Raw genomic sequence first — 18,585 nt, 5'->3', positions numbered from 1 at the left:
TTCAGAACTCGTTTTGCAAGGCTTTGTAGCCGCGTACCAGATCGACATTGGTACGTGCCACGTCTTCGGAAAACTCCGAGGCGCTCACACTCACCGGCGGGAATTGCGACAGGTCGGTGTTGGGCCCGATGCGGGTGGTGGAGGGCACATAGAAGGCAGCAGGCAAGTCGCGACCGTCGACCACCGAGTTGTGGCGCACCACACAGCCGTCGCCCACGGCGCAATTGAACAGCACGCTGTTGAAGCCAATGAACACGCGGTCACCGACCGTGCAGGGGCCGTGCACGATGGAGCGGTGCGCAATGGAGGTGAATTCGCCGATAGTCACCGCCGCACCAGACTTGGAGTGGATGACCACGCCGTCCTGGATATTGGAATTGGCGCCGATGGTGATCGGGTCCATGGCGCCGCTGGCGTCGACTTCGTCGGCACGGATCACGGCGTAGGGGCCGACGAAGACGTTTTCGCCGATGATCACTTTGCCGCAGATGATCGCGGTCTTGTCGACGTAGGCCGATTCGGCAATCACTGGCAGGTCGCCGGAAGGGTTCTTGCGGATCATGCGCGGGGCTCCGTGAGGATGTGAATGTAGTCGCCATCAATAGCGTTGTAGAAACAGGTGGGCCGACCGGTGTGGCAAGCCGGGCCTTGCTGGTCGACGATCAGCAATACGGCGTCGCCGTCGCAATCGAGGCGTGCCTCGATCAGTTGCTGCCAGTGGCCCGAGCTTTCACCCTTGCGCCATAATTGCTGGCGCGAGCGCGACCAGTAGCAGACTTGCCCGGTGGCCAGGGTTTCCTTGAGGGCCTGGCGGTTCATCCAGGCCAGCATCAGGACTTCGCCGCTGCGGTGTTGCTGGGCGATGGCGGCGATCAGGCCATCGCTGTTCCATGGCAGCGCATCGAAGACAGGTTGAAGTGGAAAGCGGCTGCCGGCGGCAGCCCCTTCCAGGTCGAGCATGCTTACGCTCATGGCTTGCTCAGGGCCGCGCACAACGTATTGAGGTTGTATTCGAACAGCCCGGTGAAGGTGCTGGCCGGGCCTTGTGCAGCGAGGGCATCGGAATACAGCGTGCCGCCGATCTGCGCGCCGCTTTCGTCAGCGATCTGCTGGAGCAGGCGCGAGTCCTTGATGTTTTCCATGAACACGGCTTTGACTTTGTCTTTGCGGATCTGGGTGATCAGCGCGGCGACTTCGGCGGCGGACGGTTCGCGTTCGGTGGACAGGCCCTGTGGCGCAAGGAACTCGATGCCGTAGGCCTGACCCAGGTAACCGAAGGCGTCGTGGGAGGTGACGATGCGGCGGTTGCCGGCGGGTAGAGCGCCGAACTTGGTCTTGGCTTCGGCCAGCAGCCGGTAGATTTCTTTCAGGTAGGCCTGACTGTTGCGCAGGTAGTCGGCCTTGTTGGCCGGGTCGGCGGCCACCAGCGCCTTGGTGATGTTGTTCACGTAGATTTCGGCGTTGGCCAGGTTATGCCAGGCGTGCGGGTCGGGGATGGTTTCGCCGTCCTCTTCCATGGTGTGGGAGATCACGCCTTTGCTCGCGGTGACCACGGTGGCCTTAGTTTCGGTGCTGGTCACCAGGCGGTCCAGCCACGGCTCGAAGCCCAGGCCATTCTTGATGATGACCTTGGCTTTGAGCAGCGCCTTGGCATCGTCGGGTGTTGGCTCGTAGGTATGGGCATCGGCGTCGGGGCCGACCATGTTGCTGATCTGGATGTGATCGCCACCGATCTGGTGGGTGATGTCATCCAGGATGCTGAAGCTGGTAACCACCTGGAGTTTGTCTGCGGCCTGAGCCGTCGATAACGACAGGACGAGACTGAATAGCACGAGTAGAGCGCGCATCGGGAAACACCTCATTGGGATGACAGCAAGGGCGGGCGGCGCAGCAAACCGTGCACCGGACCGAAGACCACGGACAGCAGGTACCCGGCGCCCGCCACCAGCACGATGGCCGGTCCGCTGGGCAGCGAGTAGTAGAACGACAGCAACAGGCCCAGCCATACCGACAGGCATCCCAGCACCGCCGATACCGCGATCAGCACCGGCAGGCGCCGGCTCCAGAAACGTGAAGCGATGGCGGGCAGCATCATCAATCCCACCACCATCAATGCACCGATTGCCTGAAAGCCGATCACCAGGTTCAGCACCACCAGGGTCAGGAACAAACCGTGGGCCAACGGGCCAAGGCGGCTGACGGTCTGCAGGAACAGAGGGTCGAGGGTGTCCAGCAGTAGCGGTTTGTAGATTGCGGCCATGGCGATCAGGCTGAAGCTGGAGACCCAGAGCATGCCGGTGAGGGTGGTTTCATCCACGGCCAGGGCGGAGCCGAACAGCAGGTGGAGCAGGTCCAGGCGTTTGCCGGCGAGGCCGAGGATCAGCACGCCGGCGGCGAGGGAGATGGGGTAGATGGCCGCGAGGCTGGCATCTTCGCGTAGGCCGGTACGACGGGTGATCCAGGCGGACAGGCCGGCCATGCTCAGGCCGGCACCAAGGCCGCCGATGGTCAGGGCGGGCAGGCTGAGGCCGGCGAACCAGAAGCCGAGGGCCGCGCCAGGCAGGATGCCATGGGCCACCGCGTCACCGATCAGGCTCATGCGCCGCAGGATCAAGAACACCCCCAGCGGCGCGGTGCTGCAGGCGAGCACCAGGCCGCCGATTAATGCGCGACGCATGAAGATGAAGTCGAAGAAGGGCATCCACAGGTGGGAGGTGAAGTGCATCAGGCCACCTGCATCTGGTGCTGTGGGCGGATGAGCTCTTTGCTCGGGCCGAAGAGGCAGCCGGTGTGTTTGATCTGCACCACTTGCTGGGTGTGATGGCGCACGGACGCGAGGTCATGGCAGACGACGATCAGCGTGCGGCCTGCGTCGTGCCAGGCATGGATGTGTTTCCAGCACAGCGCCTGGCCTTCTTCATCGAGGGCAGCGTGAGGCTCGTCGAGCAACAGCACCGGCGCTTCGGCCAGGCTCATGCGGGCGAGCAGGGCGCGTTGCAACTCGCCACCGGACAAGGCCATCAACGGGCGGTGCTCCAGGCCGCTGAGGCTCCAGTCCTCCAAAACCGCTGCAAGGCGCTGGCTGCGTTGCTGCGAGGAGAGTTGGGTGCCCCAGAAACCGGCGGCGACCAGTTCCTGCAGGCTGATCGGGAACTGGCGGTCCAGATGCTGTTGCTGCGGCAGGAACGACAGGCCGCCACGGCGTGGAACGTCCACCGTTACGTTGCCCACCAAGGGCTTTTGCAGACCGGCGATGACTTTGAGCAGGCTGCTTTTACCGGTGCCGTTGGCGCCAATGATGCCGGTGAGGCTGCCTCTTTCCAGTGTGAGATCTAAGGCTGGCGTCAGCGGTTGGCCTGGGGCGCCCCAACGCAATGCGGTGCAGGTGATCATGCAGGGTTTCTCGTCCAGCGGCTTTCAGCCACGGCATCGTGCGCGTGCAGGCTTTCGGCGTGGATCACTTTCAGGTGGAAGGCTTTGACGGCATCCGAGCATTTCAAGGCGAGGTTCAGGCGGCGGGCGGCGTCTTCGCAGAACATCAGGTTCTGCCCGTTGGCCAGGGCGAAGGCTTGTTCGTCCGCACGTTTCACGGCTGTTTGTACGGCGGTGCCGAGGGCGGCTTCGACGTCATTGATCAGGTCGGTGATGGGCAGGCTGGGTTGGTCGCCGTCCAATGTGATCAGCAGTTGCGCGCTGCTGCGCTGACTGTGGGGCGTAGCAACAATGCCATTGGCGCTGCCAAGCCAGGTCAATACGTCTTCATGCTGCAACGGTGTATTGGCGAAGTCCTCGAGAAATTGCTGCTGAATCAATTGCCTGGCGAGGGCAGCGGAGCAAGGGCAAGTCGAGGAATAAGTAACGTCAATTTTTAGTTCCACGTGGAACATCTGGTTTTCCAGGCGCGCTTCGATGCTCACCGGGTAACCCTTCCAACCAGCCAGCGGGCTGACCAGTGCCGGGCGTTTGAGCAGTAAATCGGTGTGAATCCGCAGGTAGGCGTTATTAGCTAAACCTTCATGACTGTCGAGAAAACGCTGCAGTACATTACGCAGAAGTGCAGGCGTAAGAGGCTGCTGGTCCAGCATCTCCAGCGCCAGGTATAGGCGTGACATATGAATGCCACGGGCGGCGCCGTCGTCCAGGCTCACACCGGCATCGGCGGTGGCGGTCAGTTGCTGCCCGTTGATGAGAATCGGCAGGGCGATGCCGCACATGCCCACCCAGTCGAGCGGCAAGGCTTGGCGTGAAGCCTGCGCGGCGATATCCGGCAGAGTCAGCGCATTCATGAGCAGGTCCATCGTTGGAAATAAAAAGACATGTTATATTATAACTATTAAGTCGACGATGATTTTTCTGCTCCAGCCTTTTTTCAGTCATGTCGAGCAGGGACGCTCCTTTATTTGCGGTATTTGTAATGCACAGACGTCAGCTCCTGAACCTGCTTCTGGCCAGCCCTCTTTTCACCTTGCCGTTTGCGGCCCACGCCACGCAGATACGCAACGCCCGCCTGTGGCGCTCGGACGACAAGCTGCGGCTGGTGTTCGACCTCAGCGGCCCGGTGCAGTACAAGACCTTTACCCTGAGCGCGCCGGAACGCTTGATCATTGACTTGAGCGGCGCCGGGCTCAGTGGTGATTTCTCTCAACTGGCGCTGACGAACAGCGGGATCACGTCGATTCGCTCGGGGCATTTCGGCAAAGGCGACACGCGCATCGTGCTCGACCTCGCCGCGCCGATGCAGCTCAACAGCTTTCTGTTGCCGCCCCAGGAGGGTCAGGGTCATCGCCTGGTTCTGGACCTGACCAGCGCGACGCAGGCGCCTCGTCAAATTGCGGCAGAACCCAAGCCCCTGGTGGATAAGGCGCACCCCAAGCGCGACATCATCGTGGTGGTCGATCCCGGCCACGGCGGCAAGGACCCCGGCGCTGTAGGCTCCAAGGGCCAGCGCGAAAAAGACGTGGTGTTGTCCATCGCCCAACTGTTGGCCAAACGCTTGAAACGCGAGAAGGGTTTTGACGTGAAGTTGGTGCGCAACGACGACTTCTTCGTGCCGCTGCGTAAACGGGTGGAGATCGCCCACAAGCATAATGCCGACATGTTTATCTCCGTGCATGCGGATGCGGCGCCGAGGGTCACTGCGTCGGGCGCTTCGGTGTATGCCTTGTCCGAAGGCGGCGCGACTTCAGCCACCGCACGCTTCATGGCGCAGCGGGAAAACGGCGCCGACCTGCTCGGCGCCACCAGCCTGCTCAATCTGAAGGACAAGGACCCGATGCTGGCCGGGGTGATTCTGGATATGTCGATGAACGCCACGATTGCCTCCAGCCTGCAACTGGGCAATTCGATCCTGGGCAGCCTGGAAGGCATTACCAGCCTGCATCAGAAGCGCGTGGAGCAGGCGGGATTCGCGGTGCTCAAGTCACCGGACGTGCCGTCGATCCTGGTGGAGACCGGGTTTATCTCCAATGCGCGTGACAGTGCGCGCCTGGTTACCGCGCGGCATCAACAGGCGGTTGCCGACGGCCTGTTCGAAGGCCTGAAAAAGTACTTCCAGAAGAACCCACCCATGAACAGCTACATGGCGTGGGTGCAGGAACAGAAGGACAGTCAGGTCTAACAACCCGTTATACGGCTGCAGGTGAATTTGGCGCTGGCGCCACCCGAACTGGAAAACCGGTTGAGGGTGGTCCAGCCCACACGCCGCGTATAGCCCACCCACGCCTCACCGTCCGACGCCAACCCGGTAAAGAACGTCAGTTGCCCGTAGCGGCTGTTGGTCTGTGCCCAGTAGCGTTTGCCGATCACCTCGTACCCGCGCAAATACGTGGTGCTGCCGACCGTCGCCACGCTGTAGGCATTGCCCAGGGGATCGACGCAGGCCAGCAGATTGGCGCTGCGCGTGCAGTTGGCCAACAGGTTGGGTGCCTGGGCGCAAGCCGTTCCGGCCGTTGCCAACAACAGGGCGCACACCAGGTATTTCATCGGGTTTCTCACAGCAGGGAAGTGGTCAAGCATTGCGCCCTTCGTCGAGGTGAGCAAGAGGGGATTGGCTTATTTGCATTGTTATACTATAACATTAAAACACAGCCTGACCCGTGAACTGCTCCCCATGACCGAACAAGACCTGCTGGCCCAGCCACCCGCCGACTACATGAACGAAGCCCAGCAAGGCTTCTTCCGCGAGTTGCTGCTGATCCAGCGCAATGAGCTGCAAGTCCGTATAGACGCCGAGTTCATGGCGCTGCGTGAACAGGAAACCAACAGCGACCCGGCCGATGTGGGCAGCGCCGAAGAACAGCGGCAATGGCAACTGCGCCTGCTCGAACGGGAAAAAAAGCTGTTGGACAAGATCGACGACGCTCTCGAGTTGTTGGTCCGTGGGGAATACGGCTGGTGCCGCGAGACCGGTGAGCCCATCGGCCTGCAACGCCTGCTGCTACGTCCCACCGCCACGCTGTGTATCGAAGCCAAAGAACGTGAAGAGCTGCGCGAACGCCATAAACGGGCGATTTGACCGGCCAACCCTGATGAGGAATACCTGATGCCCAATCGTCTCCCCGTGACCGTGTTGTCCGGCTTTCTCGGCGCCGGTAAAAGCACGCTGCTCAATTACGTCCTGCGCAACCGCGAAAACCTGCGGGTGGCGGTGATCGTCAACGACATGAGCGAAATCAACATCGACGGCAGCGAAGTCCAGCGTGACGTCACCCTCAACCGCGCCGAAGAAAAGCTGGTGGAGATGAGCAACGGCTGCATCTGCTGCACTTTGCGTGAAGACTTGCTGGAAGAAGTCGGAAAACTCGCCAGGGAAGGTCGGTTCGATTACCTGCTGATCGAGTCCACCGGCATCTCCGAGCCCTTGCCGGTGGCCGAAACCTTCACCTTTCGCGATGAAAACGAGCAAAGCCTGGCCGATATCGCACGCCTGGACACCATGGTCACGGTGGTCGACGGCATGAACTTCCTGCTCGATTACCAGGCCGCCGAAAGCCTGGCCTCGCGCGGGGAAACCCTCGGTGAAGAAGACGAGCGCTCCATCACCGACCTGCTGATCGAGCAGATCGAATTTGCCGACGTGATCCTTATCAGCAAGATCGACCTGATCAGCAGCCGCGAGCGCGAAGAGTTGATGGCGATCCTTGAGCGCCTCAACGCCCAGGCGGAAATCATCCCGATGGTCATGGGTGAAGTGCCGCTGGACAAGATTCTCAACACTGGCCGTTTCGACTTCGAACGCGCCGCGCAAGCGCCGGGCTGGTTGCAGGAATTGCGTGGTGAACATGTACCGGAAACCGAGGAATACGGTATTGCCTCCACCGCTTACCGTGCGCGCCGTCCCTTTCATCCGCAGCGTTTTTTCGACTTTATCGACCGCCCGTGGGTCAACGGCAAACTGCTGCGCTCCAAAGGCTTTTTCTGGCTGGCCAGCAAGCACCAGGATGCGGGCAGTTGGTCCCAGGCAGGCGGCTTGATGCGCCATGGGTTTGCCGGTCGCTGGTGGCGCTTTGTGCCGAAAAGCCAGTGGCCTCAGGACGAAGAAAGTGTCGCGGCGATCATGGGCAACTGGCAACTGAGCACCGGTGACTGCCGCCAGGAACTGGTGTTTATCGGTCAGAACATCGACTTCACCCAACTGCGCGCGGAGCTGGACGCCTGCTTGCTCAACGATGAAGAAATGGCCCAGGGCGTCGAAGGTTGGCGCTTGCTGGCCGATCCCTTTGGCCCCTGGTATGAGGAGGCAGCCGCCTGATGCTGGCCCCGGTTATTCCCCTGCGTCCCGTGATTCGCCAGACCTCTGGTGAAACCCCGCTGGCGCTGTCCGACATCCTTGAAGAGGGCGTCAACCTGGCGGTGTGGCAGCGCCAGTTGCCCCTGCATATCGCCGAGTTCGGCGCCTTGCTGGTGGCGCTCAACGAGCCGTTGGCGGATTCCATGGTGGTAGAACTCAATGACGAAGACGCCGTGCCCAACGTGCAGGGGCTGGCGTCCAGTTGCCGCGATCTGGAAGGCTATGAAGGCTTTATCGCCGATGTGTCTTGGCTGGTCAGCGCGTTCGCCTGTTTGCTGGGCGCCAAGCGTATCGGCGTGCGCTTGCGCCTGTTGGATAAAGCCATGTGCCCGCGTTTTCATGTCGACCATGTACCGGTGCGGCTGATCACCACCTATGCCGGGGTCGGCAGCCAGTGGTTGCGTGAAGGCGTGATGGACCGTCGTAGACTGAGCCAGCCGGACGCCGAACCCAGCGACAGGATCGAACAGCTCCACTGTGGCGAAGTCGCCCTGCTCAAGGGCACCAAATGGCATGGCAACGAAGGTCACGGCCTGATTCACCGTTCACCCGCACTCAAGGCTGACGAGCGTCGATTGATCCTGACACTGGATTGGCTCGCATAACCGCGTAGGATCAAACGCTCTACACGGTCCGAACGATGCCCCTCATGCTGCAGAACATTCCCACCCACGTGATTGCCGGGCCCTTGGGGGCCGGCAAGACCAGCCTTATCAAGCACCTGCTCGCCCAGCGCCCGGCCAACGAGCGCTGGGCCGTGCTGATCAACGAGTTCGGGCAGATCGGCCTGGACGCTGCCTTGCTCACTCAGGACAGCGACGGCATAGCCCTGGGCGAAGTCGCTGGCGGCTGCCTTTGCTGCGTAAATGGCGCTCCATTTCAGGTAGGACTGGGTCGGTTGTTGCGTAGGGCCAAGCCGGATCGGCTGTTTATCGAACCCTCGGGCCTTGGCCATCCGGCACAATTGCTCAAACAACTGCGGGAGGCGCCGTGGCAGGACGTGCTGGCGCTGCAGCCCTGTGTGCTGGTGCTGGATGCCCAGGCGCTGGCGGCGGGCAAGCCCTTGCCGCCAGCGCAGCAGGAAGCCCTGGCGAGTGCCGGGCTACTGGTATTGAACAAGGATGAAGCGCTGGACGCTGCGCAGCGCCAGGCAATTGAACAGCAGTTACCTGACTGCCCGTTGTACTGGACCCGCCAGGCGCATTTGCCGCTGGCGCAGTTACCGGGCCTGAATGCGCAGGCCGCAGCGGCTGTGGATAACTTCGAAGTGCCCAAGGGGTTGGCGCAAATACCGGCAATCTGGAGTGACCCTGCGCAACCGATCTGCCTGAGCCAAGCCCAAGAGGGCGGCTGGAGCATCGGCTGGCGCTGGCACCCGAGCCAGCAATTCGATGCCCAACGCCTGCATCGGTGGCTCGCAAGCCTTGAGTGGCGCCGCGCCAAGTTGGTTATCCACGGCGCCGAAGGCTGGGTTTCAACCAATGCTGTGGACAACAGCCCGCTCGCCTGGCAAACCAGCGAATGGCGGCGTGACTCACGTATCGAATTGATTTTCAGCGAACCACAGGACGTAGCCGCGTTGCAGGCCGCCTTGGCGGCCTGCCGTTACTGACGGTTCTTGGTGCCGTGGTCCTGGCGCCATTGGCTCAGTTCGATCACCTCGGCGCTGGGCAGCGGTGTCTTGATCTCGAACGGGTAGGGCGCCAGTTCGATCTGCGCACTGTGGGCGCCGAATTGGGTGATAGTCCCCGGGTGGCGGGTTTCGCCGGTCACGGTGAATTCAAAGTTGTAGATGCGTGCCAGGCGCCGCCGACCGTTGGCATCCTTCACAAAACCGATGCGCTTGAGCGCCACGGCACCGTCGAGCAGTTCGATGTCGAGTTTGGCGCAATGCTGCTTGACCCGCTCCAACGCGCGTTCGCGCAGGCCGTGGTTGTGCCACACCCAGGCGGCACCGGTCGCCAGCAGCATCAACACGAAGATGTTTCCCAGGGTCAGCATGCGAAAGACTCCAACAAAGTGAGAGCAGCTTAACTGTGTCGCCGGCCTGTCGTACAGGCTGCGTTTAGTCGCATACTGCGCGGCCAGAATTTCAATGGCTTTACGGAAATCCCCTGCATGAAACGCACACCTCATCTGCTTGCGATCCAGTCTCATGTGGTCTTTGGCCACGCCGGAAACAGCGCCGCCGTGTTCCCCATGCAGCGGGTCGGGGTGAACGTCTGGCCGCTGAACACGGTGCAGTTCTCCAATCACACCCAGTATGGCCAGTGGGCGGGCGAAGTGTTGGCGCCGCAGCAGATTCCGGCGCTGGTGGAAGGCATTGCCGCCATCGGTGAGTTGGGCAACTGCGATGCGATTCTGTCCGGTTACCTGGGCAGTGCGGATCAGGGCCGTGCGATCCTGACCGGTGTGGCGCGCATCAAGGCCATCAACCCCAAGGCCCTGTATCTGTGCGACCCGGTGATGGGCCATCCGGAAAAGGGCTGCATCGTGCCCCAGGAAGTCAGCGATTTCCTGCTGGACGAAGCTGCGGCCATGGCCGACTTCCTGTGCCCCAACCAGCTTGAGCTGGACAGCTTCGCCGGGCGCAAGCCGCAATCGCTGTTCGATTGCCTGGCCATGGCCAAGGCGCTGCTGGCACGCGGACCGAAAGCGGTATTGGTTAAACATCTGGATTACCCTGGCAAGCTGCCGGACGGTTTCGAGATGCTGCTGGTGACCGCCGAAGGCAGCTGGCACTTGCGTCGGCCGCTGCTGGCGTTTCCACGTCAGCCAGTGGGCGTCGGCGATTTGACCTCGGGCCTGTTCCTGGCGCGGGTGCTGTTGGGCGACAGCCTGCTGGCCGCCTTTGAGTTCACCGCTGCCGCGGTCCATGAAGTGCTGTTGGAAACCCAGGCCTGCGCCAGTTACGAGCTTGAGCTGGTACGCGCCCAGGATCGCATTGCCCATCCTCGCGTGCGTTTCGAAGCCACACCCATTGAGTTGTAGGAATATTCTTCATTGAGCCAGGGCAAAGGCGTCCGGTAGTATCGGGCGCCTCCTAGTCCCCTGTGCTTTCAAGGAAGATCCATGTCCCTCGTATTCCCTTCGCCGCGGGCGCTGACCGCCCTGGTGCTGACGTCGTTGCTGGCCGGTTGCAGTGTGAACGGCACTTACCCTGACGCCACCGAGCCTGATGCCGCCAAGCTGCGCTTCATCTCTAATACGTCCAATACCACCATCGACGTCTACGACGCTGAGCACTGCATGGGCCAGACCACTGGCATGCTCAACAATATTTTCCTGGTCGATACCCGCCGACGTGTCGGCATGTCCGTGCCCCCGCCGGCCAAGGCCAGGGGCTTGCTGGAGTTCAAGCTGGCACCCGGCAAAGAAACCATGCTGATGATCAACACCAATGGCGGAAGCTATGTCTGCGGCAAATCCATGAGCATCACGCCAAAGGCCGGGGAAGAATATGAAGTGACCTTCGATATGGAGCGGGGCATGTGCATGACCTCGTTGCAGCGCCTGACGCGTGCTGGGGGCAAGGATGTGCGCATTCCCCAGCCGATATTCGAGAACGGCATGCCGTCGTGCGCGGGCAAGAGCCCGATATTCGGTAAGGTAATCCCGGCGACGCCTCACCGTACCGCGTTGATCAACGCGATCGTTGAAACCCATATGCAGCTCATCACGTTGATGGAGCCCGACACCGCGCAACGCCCGCAAGCCACCGAAGAAGCGATCGCCGAGCGCAAGGCGAAATTAGGCACCTTCACCCCACCTGAGGCCTATTGGGTTCAGTTCCGTCAGAACTACGCACTGGTGAATCAGGAAATGGCTGGCCGCAAGGCGCGTACGCTGGAGCTTTATGAGCGGGTTTACCGCATGCGCCTGAGCGGGACCGAAGATGCGATTCTGGAACAATGGCAGAACCCGACGGACGCCGCCGTGGTCGAGCGCGTCAAGGCCAACGACAAGTTGATGGCGCAGTACTACAAGAACACCAGCAAAGCCGTGATGGTGGACATCGTGAACCATCACATGGAGCGCATGAGCCAGTTGGATCAGCGCTTTGATGTGTGTGCCCACTACGATGGGTGCTGGCAGTTGTAGGAGCGGGCTTGTCCGCTCCTAAACGGAAAAAATGGCTTACGGCGCGTCTGCCTTGATTTCCTGGTAGCGCTTTTCCAGTTCCTGGCGGATCTGCCGGCGCTGCTGGGCCTGCACGAACCGGCGCTTGTCTTCGCTGTTGTGCGGTTGCAGCGGTGGCACGGCGGCCGGTTTGCGCTGGTCGTCCACGGCCACCATGGTGAAGAAGCAGCTGTTGGTATGGCGCACCGAGCGCTCGCGGATATTCTCGGTCACCACCTTGATGCCCACCTCCATGGAGGTGTTGCCGGTGTAGTTGACCGATGCAAGGAACGTCACCAGCTCGCCGACATGGATGGGTTCGCGAAAAATCACCTGGTCCACCGACAGCGTCACGACATAGCGACCGGCATAACGGCTCGCGCAGGCGTAGGCCACTTCGTCGAGGTACTTGAGCAGGGTGCCGCCGTGGACATTGCCTGAGAAGTTGGCCATATCAGGGGTCATCAATACCGTCATCGACAGCTGGGCGTTTCCGGGTTCCATAGCACACTCACGGGTTGTAGGCATTGGTTGGGGGGCACCTCTGCGGGTGCTGGAATCTTTGCAGCGCCATCCATAACGGGACGCCGGTAGGCGGCTTGCCGTCACGCGTGCACCGATCTGTTTCCATATATTGCACCGGCTTTCTGCCGGAAGTCGCGGTGTTAACCTTCAAAAGCCCGTCTCAGGGCATTTCTTACGATCAAGGCAGACTTTTCCTTCCGCTCTTTGCGACTGATCAAAGGCGCGCGCGGAAGTGGGAAAAGCGCCAGTACCCTCAAGGAGCCCCTCGCCATGCACGCCATCAGCTTTATCCAGGACCTGGCCGTGATCATGTTGGTGGCCGGGGTTGTCACCATCCTGTTTCACCGCCTCAAGCAGCCGGTGGTGCTGGGTTACATCGTCGCCGGCTTCATCATCGGCCCTCACACCCCACCCTTCGGCCTGATCCACGACGAAGACACCATCAAGACCCTCGCCGAACTGGGCGTGATCTTCCTGATGTTCTGCCTGGGCCTGGAGTTCAGCCTGCGCAAGCTGTTCAAAGTCGGCGCCACCGCGTTTATCGCAGCCTTCCTGGAAATCATCCTGATGATCTGGATCGGCTACGAGATCGGCCGCTGGTTTGACTGGAACACCATGGACTCGCTGTTCCTCGGCGCGATCCTGGCGATTTCCTCCACCACCATCATCGTCAAGGCACTCAACGACTTGAAGATGAAGAACCAGCGCTTCGCCCAATTGATTTTTGGCGTGCTGATCGTCGAGGACATCCTCGGCATCGGCATCATCGCCTTGCTGTCGAGCATTGCCGTCAGCGGTACGGTCAGCTCCGGCGAGGTGTTCTCCACGGTCGGCAAGCTCTCGCTGTTCATGATCGTAGCGCTGGTCATTGGCATTTTGCTGGTGCCGCGTTTGCTGGCCTACGTGGCCAAATTCGAAAGCAACGAGATGTTGCTGATTACCGTACTGGGCCTGTGTTTCGGCTTCTGCCTGCTGGTGGTCAAGCTGGAATACAGCATGGTGCTGGGCGCGTTCCTGATTGGCGCGATCATGGCTGAATCCCGTCAGTTAATTAAGATCGAGCGCCTGATCGAGCCCGTTCGCGACATGTTCAGCGCCATCTTCTTTGTGGCGATTGGCTTGATGATCGACCCACAGATCCTGCTGCAATATGCCTGGCCGATCGCGGTAATCACCGTGGCTGTGGTACTGGGCAAGATGCTGTCCTGTGGCCTGGGCGCGTTTATCGCCGGCAATGATGGCCGTACCTCACTGCGCGTGGGCATGGGGCTGTCACAAATTGGTGAGTTTTCCTTCATCATCGCGGCGTTAGGGATGACGTTGCAGGTGACCAGTGATTTCCTCTACCCCGTTGCAGTGGCGGTCTCGGCGATTACCACATTGCTCACGCCGTACCTGATTCGCGGCGCCGACCCGTTGTCATTGAAGATCGCGGCGGTCATGCCCAAGCGCATGAGCCGAGTGTTCGGCATGTACGGTGAATGGCTGCGCAGCATTCAACCTCAGGGCGAGGGTGCGATGCTGGCGTCGATGATCCGCAAGATCATCTTGCAGGTGGGGGTGAACCTGGCGCTGGTGGTGGCGATCTTCTTTGCCGGCAGCTTTTTTGCGGTGCGCATCGGCGGCTATCTGGAAGGCTGGATCAGTGACCCGAGCTGGCAGAAGGCGTTGATCTGGGGTGGGGCGTTGCTGTTGTCGCTGCCATTCCTGATCGCGGCGTACCGCAAGCTCAAGGCGCTGTCGATGTTGCTGGCGGAGATGAGCGTGAAGCCGGAGATGGCCGGGCGGCATACCCAGCGCGTAAGGCGGGTGATCGCAGAGTTGATCCCGATTCTTTCGCTGCTGGTGATCTTCCTGCTGTTGGCAGCCTTGTCGGCCAGTATTCTGCCGACCAACAAGTTGCTGGTGCTGATCGCCGTGGTCACGGCTGCAGTGGCGGCTGTGCTCTGGCGGTGGTTCATCCGCGTGCATACGCGGATGCAGGTCGCCTTGCTGGAGACGCTGGATAACCACAAGGATACGCCCGAACACTGAGTGAGCGGGCCACTTAGCTTTTTGTGGTGAGCGAGCTTGCTCGCGCTGGGCTGCGTAGCAGCCCCAGTCCAGGCGACGCGCTCTTTCAGGTTTTGCAATGTGAGGCATGGGGCCGCTACGCAGCCCAGCGCGGGGCAAGCCCGCTCACCACGCTAAGCCCGATCACCACAGCAAGCCGGTCACCCTTGGTGCAGGGCTCAGCTTTCCAGCCAGACGTCCCGCGCCCAGTGCCACACCGATTCCCAGGTTTCTTCGGTGACGATTTCTTCTTCGCCGGACCACAGCACCACAGTGCCGTCTTCCTCAACGCAGTAGTAGTCGTCGCCATCCTGGCAGATCGGGATCAGGCTGCGATCAACACCGGCGTCCCAGGCGTTGGCGGCCACGTCCGGCAGGTAGGTGTGGGACTGCGGGTCGGTGACGGTCACCGGCTCCAAGCTGCCGTACACCACGTCGCTGACGGTCAGCAGGAATTCACGGAAGACAAACGGGATGTCGATGAACAATTGTTCCTCGATCTCCACCAGCAAGTCTTCGTCAGGCAGCTCCAGAGGAACCGGGACCGGTTCATTGGCTTCACGCAATTGTTCGATGATTTCTTCCACGGCCGGGATCCTCGTGCTAGATGGCGCGGTTTATAGGGGCGTTTTATACAGTAGCTCGCTATAAGTGCAACCGTGAAATAGAAAACCCCGGACAGGTCCGGGGTTTTTTGTATCTGCTTGCAAGGCGTGCAGGGATCAGCCGTTCTGGCGGATACCGGCGACCAGCCAAGGCTGGTTGTCGCCTTGGGCGCGCTCCATGTTCCAGCTCTCGCTGAACACTTCGCCCTGGTCGAAGCGCGACGTCTTCGACACACCGCTGAAGGTCAGGGTGGCGATAGTCTTGTCGGCGCGATCATCCACACCGTCCAGCTGTACGCGCAGGTCGTCGATGTAGGTCGACTGGAAAGCGTCGCCCAGATCGGCGCGTTCGCGCTTGAGGAACTCCAGCAGTTGCGGGGTCACGAACTCGGCGATCTTGTCCATTTCGTTGGCGTCCCAGTGCTGCTGCAGGGACTGGAAGTGGCTGCGGGCCGCTTCGACGAAACGCTCTTCGTTGAACCAGGCCGGTGCGTTGATCACCGGGCGGGCCGCGGCAGGCGCTGGCGAACCACCGAAGATCGAACCCATGGCTGGCTTCTGCTCGAACACTTCACGCTGCATCGGCGCGCCGGCTGGAGCCAGGTGCTCCTGCTGCTTGCGGCGACGGGCGGCGATAAAGCGGAAGACCAAGAAGGCGATGACCGCCATGATCAGGATGTCGAAGATCTGCATGCCCTCGAAGCCGCCGCCCATGAACATGGAAGCGAGCAGGCCACCAGCGGCGATACCGGCCAGAGGGCCCAACCAGCGCGAAGCACCGCCAGCCTTGGCAGCAGCGCCTGCAGCACCGGCTGCGCCTGCGGTGGCCGCAGCACCGCCGGCACCGGCGGATGGGGCCATTTGGCTGGTCTGGTGAGTCGGTGCCGAGCCCATGCTTTTGCCGCCACCAAAGCGTTTGGCGTTGGCGTCGATGCTCATCGTCAGGCCGATGCACAACGCCATGGCGATGCTAAGAAAACGTTTCATAAAGGGAATTCCCATTTGTGGATTGCACGCGCGCCATGTTGCACAGGTGTAGTGACAGTGGCTAGCGGCATAATGTTTCGGGCTTTTGCGTAAGACCGATTCCGAAGGGTCTGTAGGACTAATTACAGATATTGGCCCGAGCGGGTGAAAAACAAGGGAGGGGCGCGATTCTTCACCTGTAGGAGCCCGGCTTGCGGGCGATAGCAATCTTAAGGCCGCTATCGCCGGCGAGCCGGCTCCTACAATAAGGGTGCAGTGTTTCAGATGGCTTCGAGCTTCGCGTAGCCCATCATCAGCCACTTGCTGCCTTCGGCGAAATTCACCTGCACCCGCGCCTGGGCACCGGCACCTTCGAAGTTGAGGATCACACCTTCGCCGAACACCGAATGCCTGACCTGCTGGCCAAGACTGAACTGGGTTTCCGGAATCTCGGAACCGGCAAACATACTGCTGGAGTTCTGTTGCTGGCCCCCGCCGAACGGGCGGCTGACGCTGTTGGACAGGCGCACTTCCTGAATCAACCCCTTCGGCACCTCACGTACGAAGCGAGACACCTTGTTGTAGGTCTCGCTGCCGTACAGGCGTCGGGTCTCGGCGTAGGTCATCACCAGGTTCTGCATGGCGCGGGTGATGCCCACGTAGGCCAGCCGGCGCTCTTCCTCAAGACGGCCAGGCTCTTCCAGGCTCATCTTGTGCGGGAACAGGCCTTCTTCCATGCCCACCAGGAACACGTAGGGAAACTCCAGGCCCTTGGCGCTGTGCAAGGTCATTAACTGGATGCTGTCTTCATGCTCATCGGCCTGGGTGTCGCCGGCTTCCAACGACGCATGGCCGAGGAAAGCGGCGAGCGGGGTCAGCTCTTCATCTTCTTCGGTGTTTTCGAACGCGCGCGCTGCGCTGACCAGTTCCTCAAGGTTTTCTACCCGGGCCTGGCCTTTCTCGCCTTTTTCCGCTTCGTGGTAGGCGATCAGCCCTGACTGTTCGATCACCGTCTGGGTCATCAAGTGCAGGGGCATTTCCGCGCACTTGGCGGCGAGGTTCTCGATCAGCTCGACAAACACGCCCAGCGCCCCGGCAGCCCGGCCGGTCAGGCCTTTATTGGCGATCAGCAAGCGCATGGCTTCCCACATCGACACATCGGCATGGCGCGCGTGGTCACGAATGGCTTCGACTGTCTTTTCGCCGATGCCACGGGCCGGGATGTTGATCACCCGCTCCAGCGCAGCATCGTTGCCACGGCCTTCCAGCAAGCGCAGGTAGGCCATGGCGTTCTTGATCTCGGCGCGCTCGAAGAAGCGCTGGCCGCCATAGATGCGGTATGGGATACGTTCGCGCAGCAAAGCTTCTTCCAATACCCGCGATTGGGCGTTGGAGCGGTACAAAATAGCGATGTCGCTGCGCGCCAGGCCGGTTTTCAGTGCGCTTTCGATGGTTTCCACCACGTAGCGCGCTTCATCGTGCTCGTTGAACGCTGCGTACAGGTTGATCGCTTCGCCTTCGCCGCCGTCGGTCCACAGCTCTTTGCCCAGGCGCCCGGTGTTATTGGCGATCAGGGCGTTGGCCGCCTTGAGAATCCCGGCGGTCGAGCGGTAGTTCTGCTCCAGGCGGATGGTGACCGCGTCCGGGAAGTCTTCGGAATACTGGTAGATGTTCTCGATTTTCGCGCCACGCCAGCCGTAGATCGACTGGTCGTCGTCGCCCACCACCATCAGGCTGTCGCCGCCTTTGGCCAGCAGGCGCAACCAGGCGTATTGCACGGCGTTGGTGTCTTGGAACTCGTCCACCAGGATATGCCGGAAGCGCTTCTGGTAATGGGCCAGCAAGCCAGGGTTGTCACGCCACAGGTCGAGGGCGCGCAGCAGCAGTTCGGAGAAGTCGATGACCCCGGCGCGCACGCAGGCCGCCTCGTAGGCTTCATAAATGCTGCGCATGGTGGCCAGGAACAAATCGCCGCTGGCCTGGATATGTTGCGGGCGCAGGCCTTCGTCTTTCTGGCCATTGATGAACCATTGCGCCTGGCGCGCCGGCCAGCGCTGTTCGTCGAGACCCAGCTCGCGGATCACCCGCTTGACCAGGCGTTGCTGGTCGTCGCTGTCGAGAATCTGGAAGGTCTGGCTCAGGCCTGCTTCCTGCCAGTGCGCCCGCAACAGGCGGTGCGCCAGGCCGTGGAAGGTGCCTACCCACATGCCGGCCGGGCTAATGCCCATCAACTGCTCGATGCGGTGGCGCATCTCGGCAGCGGCCTTGTTGGTGAAGGTCACCGACAGGATGGAATGCGGGGACGCGTTTTCGACCTGGATCAACCAGGCGATACGGTGCACCAGCACTCGGGTTTTACCGGAGCCAGCACCGGCCAGGACCAACTGACGGCCAACGGGGGCCGCTACGGCCTGGCGTTGGGCATCGTTGAGGGAGTTCAGCAAAAGGGAGAGATCATCGCGCATCGGCGCATTCTAGGGTGCCCGGGTGAGTGGGGCAAATACCAATGCCGGGTGGTCGACGGAAAAC

20 protein-coding genes are annotated in these 18,585 nt (G+C 61.2%); 8 read left to right on the top strand and 12 right to left on the bottom strand.

Translation table 11 applies throughout. From position 1 onward, the window contains the following. Window position 1: 1 nt before the first annotated feature. Genes KUA23_RS29935 through folE2 form a run of 6 tightly spaced genes read right to left on the bottom strand, consistent with a single transcriptional unit; the run spans window position 2 to window position 4,286 of the window. Window positions 2-562 carry a gamma carbonic anhydrase family protein gene (locus KUA23_RS29935; protein ID WP_005792581.1) on the bottom strand — a complete coding sequence of 187 codons (561 nt, stop codon included), beginning with the start codon at window positions 560-562 and terminating at the stop codon, window positions 2-4. Further along, window positions 559-972, bottom strand: coding sequence for a phosphoribosyl-AMP cyclohydrolase (gene hisI, locus KUA23_RS29930; protein WP_078050811.1), 414 nt, complete (start codon window positions 970-972; stop codon window positions 559-561). Before hisI ends, KUA23_RS29935 begins: the two co-directional genes overlap by 4 nt. Next, window positions 969-1,847: a metal ABC transporter substrate-binding protein gene (locus KUA23_RS29925; RefSeq protein WP_078050810.1), complete on the bottom strand. Its 879-nt coding sequence runs from the start codon at window positions 1,845-1,847 to the stop codon at window positions 969-971. Before KUA23_RS29925 ends, hisI begins: the two co-directional genes overlap by 4 nt. 11 nt (window positions 1,848-1,858) lie before the next feature. Then, window positions 1,859-2,725, bottom strand: a complete 867-nt coding sequence (locus KUA23_RS29920) for a metal ABC transporter permease (protein WP_078050809.1) — start codon at window positions 2,723-2,725, stop codon at window positions 1,859-1,861. Next, complete coding sequence (locus tag KUA23_RS29915) at window positions 2,725-3,393, bottom strand: metal ABC transporter ATP-binding protein (RefSeq protein WP_252993254.1); 669 nt, start codon at window positions 3,391-3,393, stop codon at window positions 2,725-2,727. Before KUA23_RS29915 ends, KUA23_RS29920 begins: the two co-directional genes overlap by 1 nt. Beyond that, a complete protein-coding gene (gene folE2 / locus KUA23_RS29910) occupies window positions 3,390-4,286 on the bottom strand; it encodes a GTP cyclohydrolase FolE2 (RefSeq protein WP_252993253.1) in 897 nt (298 codons plus the stop codon). Before folE2 ends, KUA23_RS29915 begins: the two co-directional genes overlap by 4 nt. Window positions 4,287-4,414: 128 nt before the next feature. On the opposite strand from folE2, the gene KUA23_RS29905 reads away from it, so the two are divergent. After that, a complete protein-coding gene (locus tag KUA23_RS29905; RefSeq protein ID WP_099493262.1) occupies window positions 4,415-5,617 on the top strand; it encodes an N-acetylmuramoyl-L-alanine amidase in 1,203 nt (400 codons plus the stop codon). Here KUA23_RS29905 and KUA23_RS29900 read toward each other — a convergent pair. Further along, window positions 5,614-5,982 carry a glutamine synthetase gene (locus KUA23_RS29900; RefSeq protein WP_078050805.1) on the bottom strand — a complete coding sequence of 123 codons (369 nt, stop codon included), beginning with the start codon at window positions 5,980-5,982 and terminating at the stop codon, window positions 5,614-5,616. The genes KUA23_RS29905 and KUA23_RS29900 overlap by 4 nt on opposite strands. 127 nt (window positions 5,983-6,109) lie before the next feature. On the opposite strand from KUA23_RS29900, the gene dksA reads away from it, so the two are divergent. From dksA to KUA23_RS29880, 4 genes are read left to right on the top strand one after another with little or no spacing between them, the layout of a single operon-like run. After that, window positions 6,110-6,514 (top strand): RNA polymerase-binding protein DksA, encoded by a 405-nt coding sequence (dksA, locus tag KUA23_RS29895; RefSeq protein ID WP_078050804.1) that lies wholly within the window; start codon window positions 6,110-6,112, stop codon window positions 6,512-6,514. Between the two features lie 27 nt (window positions 6,515-6,541). After that, window positions 6,542-7,750: a zinc metallochaperone GTPase ZigA gene (zigA, locus tag KUA23_RS29890; RefSeq protein ID WP_100491854.1), complete on the top strand. Its 1,209-nt coding sequence runs from the start codon at window positions 6,542-6,544 to the stop codon at window positions 7,748-7,750. Next, complete coding sequence (locus tag KUA23_RS29885; protein ID WP_099493260.1) at window positions 7,750-8,394, top strand: DUF1826 domain-containing protein; 645 nt, start codon at window positions 7,750-7,752, stop codon at window positions 8,392-8,394. The genes zigA and KUA23_RS29885 overlap by 1 nt, the downstream gene beginning before the upstream one ends. Before the next feature lie 44 nt (window positions 8,395-8,438). After that, window positions 8,439-9,401 carry a CobW family GTP-binding protein gene (locus KUA23_RS29880; RefSeq protein ID WP_099493259.1) on the top strand — a complete coding sequence of 321 codons (963 nt, stop codon included), beginning with the start codon at window positions 8,439-8,441 and terminating at the stop codon, window positions 9,399-9,401. Here the strand turns inward: KUA23_RS29880 and KUA23_RS29875 are convergent. After that, window positions 9,395-9,790 carry a DUF3301 domain-containing protein gene (locus tag KUA23_RS29875; RefSeq protein ID WP_015886608.1) on the bottom strand — a complete coding sequence of 132 codons (396 nt, stop codon included), beginning with the start codon at window positions 9,788-9,790 and terminating at the stop codon, window positions 9,395-9,397. The genes KUA23_RS29880 and KUA23_RS29875 overlap by 7 nt on opposite strands. A gap of 117 nt (window positions 9,791-9,907) precedes the next feature. Between KUA23_RS29875 and pdxY the strand changes: the two genes are divergently transcribed. Both pdxY and KUA23_RS29865 read left to right on the top strand, forming a co-directional pair. Next, a complete protein-coding gene (gene pdxY / locus KUA23_RS29870) occupies window positions 9,908-10,780 on the top strand; it encodes a pyridoxal kinase PdxY (RefSeq protein ID WP_034110415.1) in 873 nt (290 codons plus the stop codon). Window positions 10,781-10,861: 81 nt separating this feature from the next. Continuing rightward, entirely contained in the window at window positions 10,862-11,890 is a 1,029-nt protein-coding gene (locus tag KUA23_RS29865; protein ID WP_252993252.1) for a hypothetical protein, read from the top strand. 36 nt (window positions 11,891-11,926) lie between these two features. Here the strand turns inward: KUA23_RS29865 and KUA23_RS29860 are convergent, their stop codons facing one another. Next, complete coding sequence (locus tag KUA23_RS29860) at window positions 11,927-12,412, bottom strand: acyl-CoA thioesterase (RefSeq protein ID WP_034110411.1); 486 nt, start codon at window positions 12,410-12,412, stop codon at window positions 11,927-11,929. 291 nt (window positions 12,413-12,703) lie between these two features. Here KUA23_RS29860 and KUA23_RS29855 point away from each other — a divergent pair, with 291 nt between their 5' ends. Then, window positions 12,704-14,467, top strand: a complete 1,764-nt coding sequence (locus KUA23_RS29855; RefSeq protein WP_078050798.1) for a cation:proton antiporter — start codon at window positions 12,704-12,706, stop codon at window positions 14,465-14,467. Between the two features lie 197 nt (window positions 14,468-14,664). Here the strand turns inward: KUA23_RS29855 and KUA23_RS29850 are convergent, their stop codons facing one another. From KUA23_RS29850 to uvrD, 3 genes are all read right to left on the bottom strand, one after another. Further along, window positions 14,665-15,072 (bottom strand): SMI1/KNR4 family protein, encoded by a 408-nt coding sequence (locus tag KUA23_RS29850; protein WP_010207624.1) that lies wholly within the window; start codon window positions 15,070-15,072, stop codon window positions 14,665-14,667. 135 nt (window positions 15,073-15,207) lie between these two features. Further along, window positions 15,208-16,077, bottom strand: coding sequence for a Tim44 domain-containing protein (locus KUA23_RS29845; RefSeq protein ID WP_078050797.1), 870 nt, complete (start codon window positions 16,075-16,077; stop codon window positions 15,208-15,210). 260 nt (window positions 16,078-16,337) lie between these two features. Next, on the bottom strand, window positions 16,338-18,521 hold the full coding sequence (gene uvrD, locus KUA23_RS29840) for a DNA helicase II (protein WP_015886602.1): 2,184 nt from the start codon (window positions 18,519-18,521) through the stop codon (window positions 16,338-16,340). Window positions 18,522-18,585: the final 64 nt, after the last annotated feature.

This window comes from Pseudomonas pergaminensis (genome assembly GCF_024112395.2).
In the GTDB taxonomy this organism is placed as follows: domain Bacteria; phylum Pseudomonadota; class Gammaproteobacteria; order Pseudomonadales; family Pseudomonadaceae; genus Aquipseudomonas; species Aquipseudomonas pergaminensis.
Note: the sequence above shows the minus strand (reverse complement) of the source record. Positions and strands in the feature narration are given on the sequence as shown.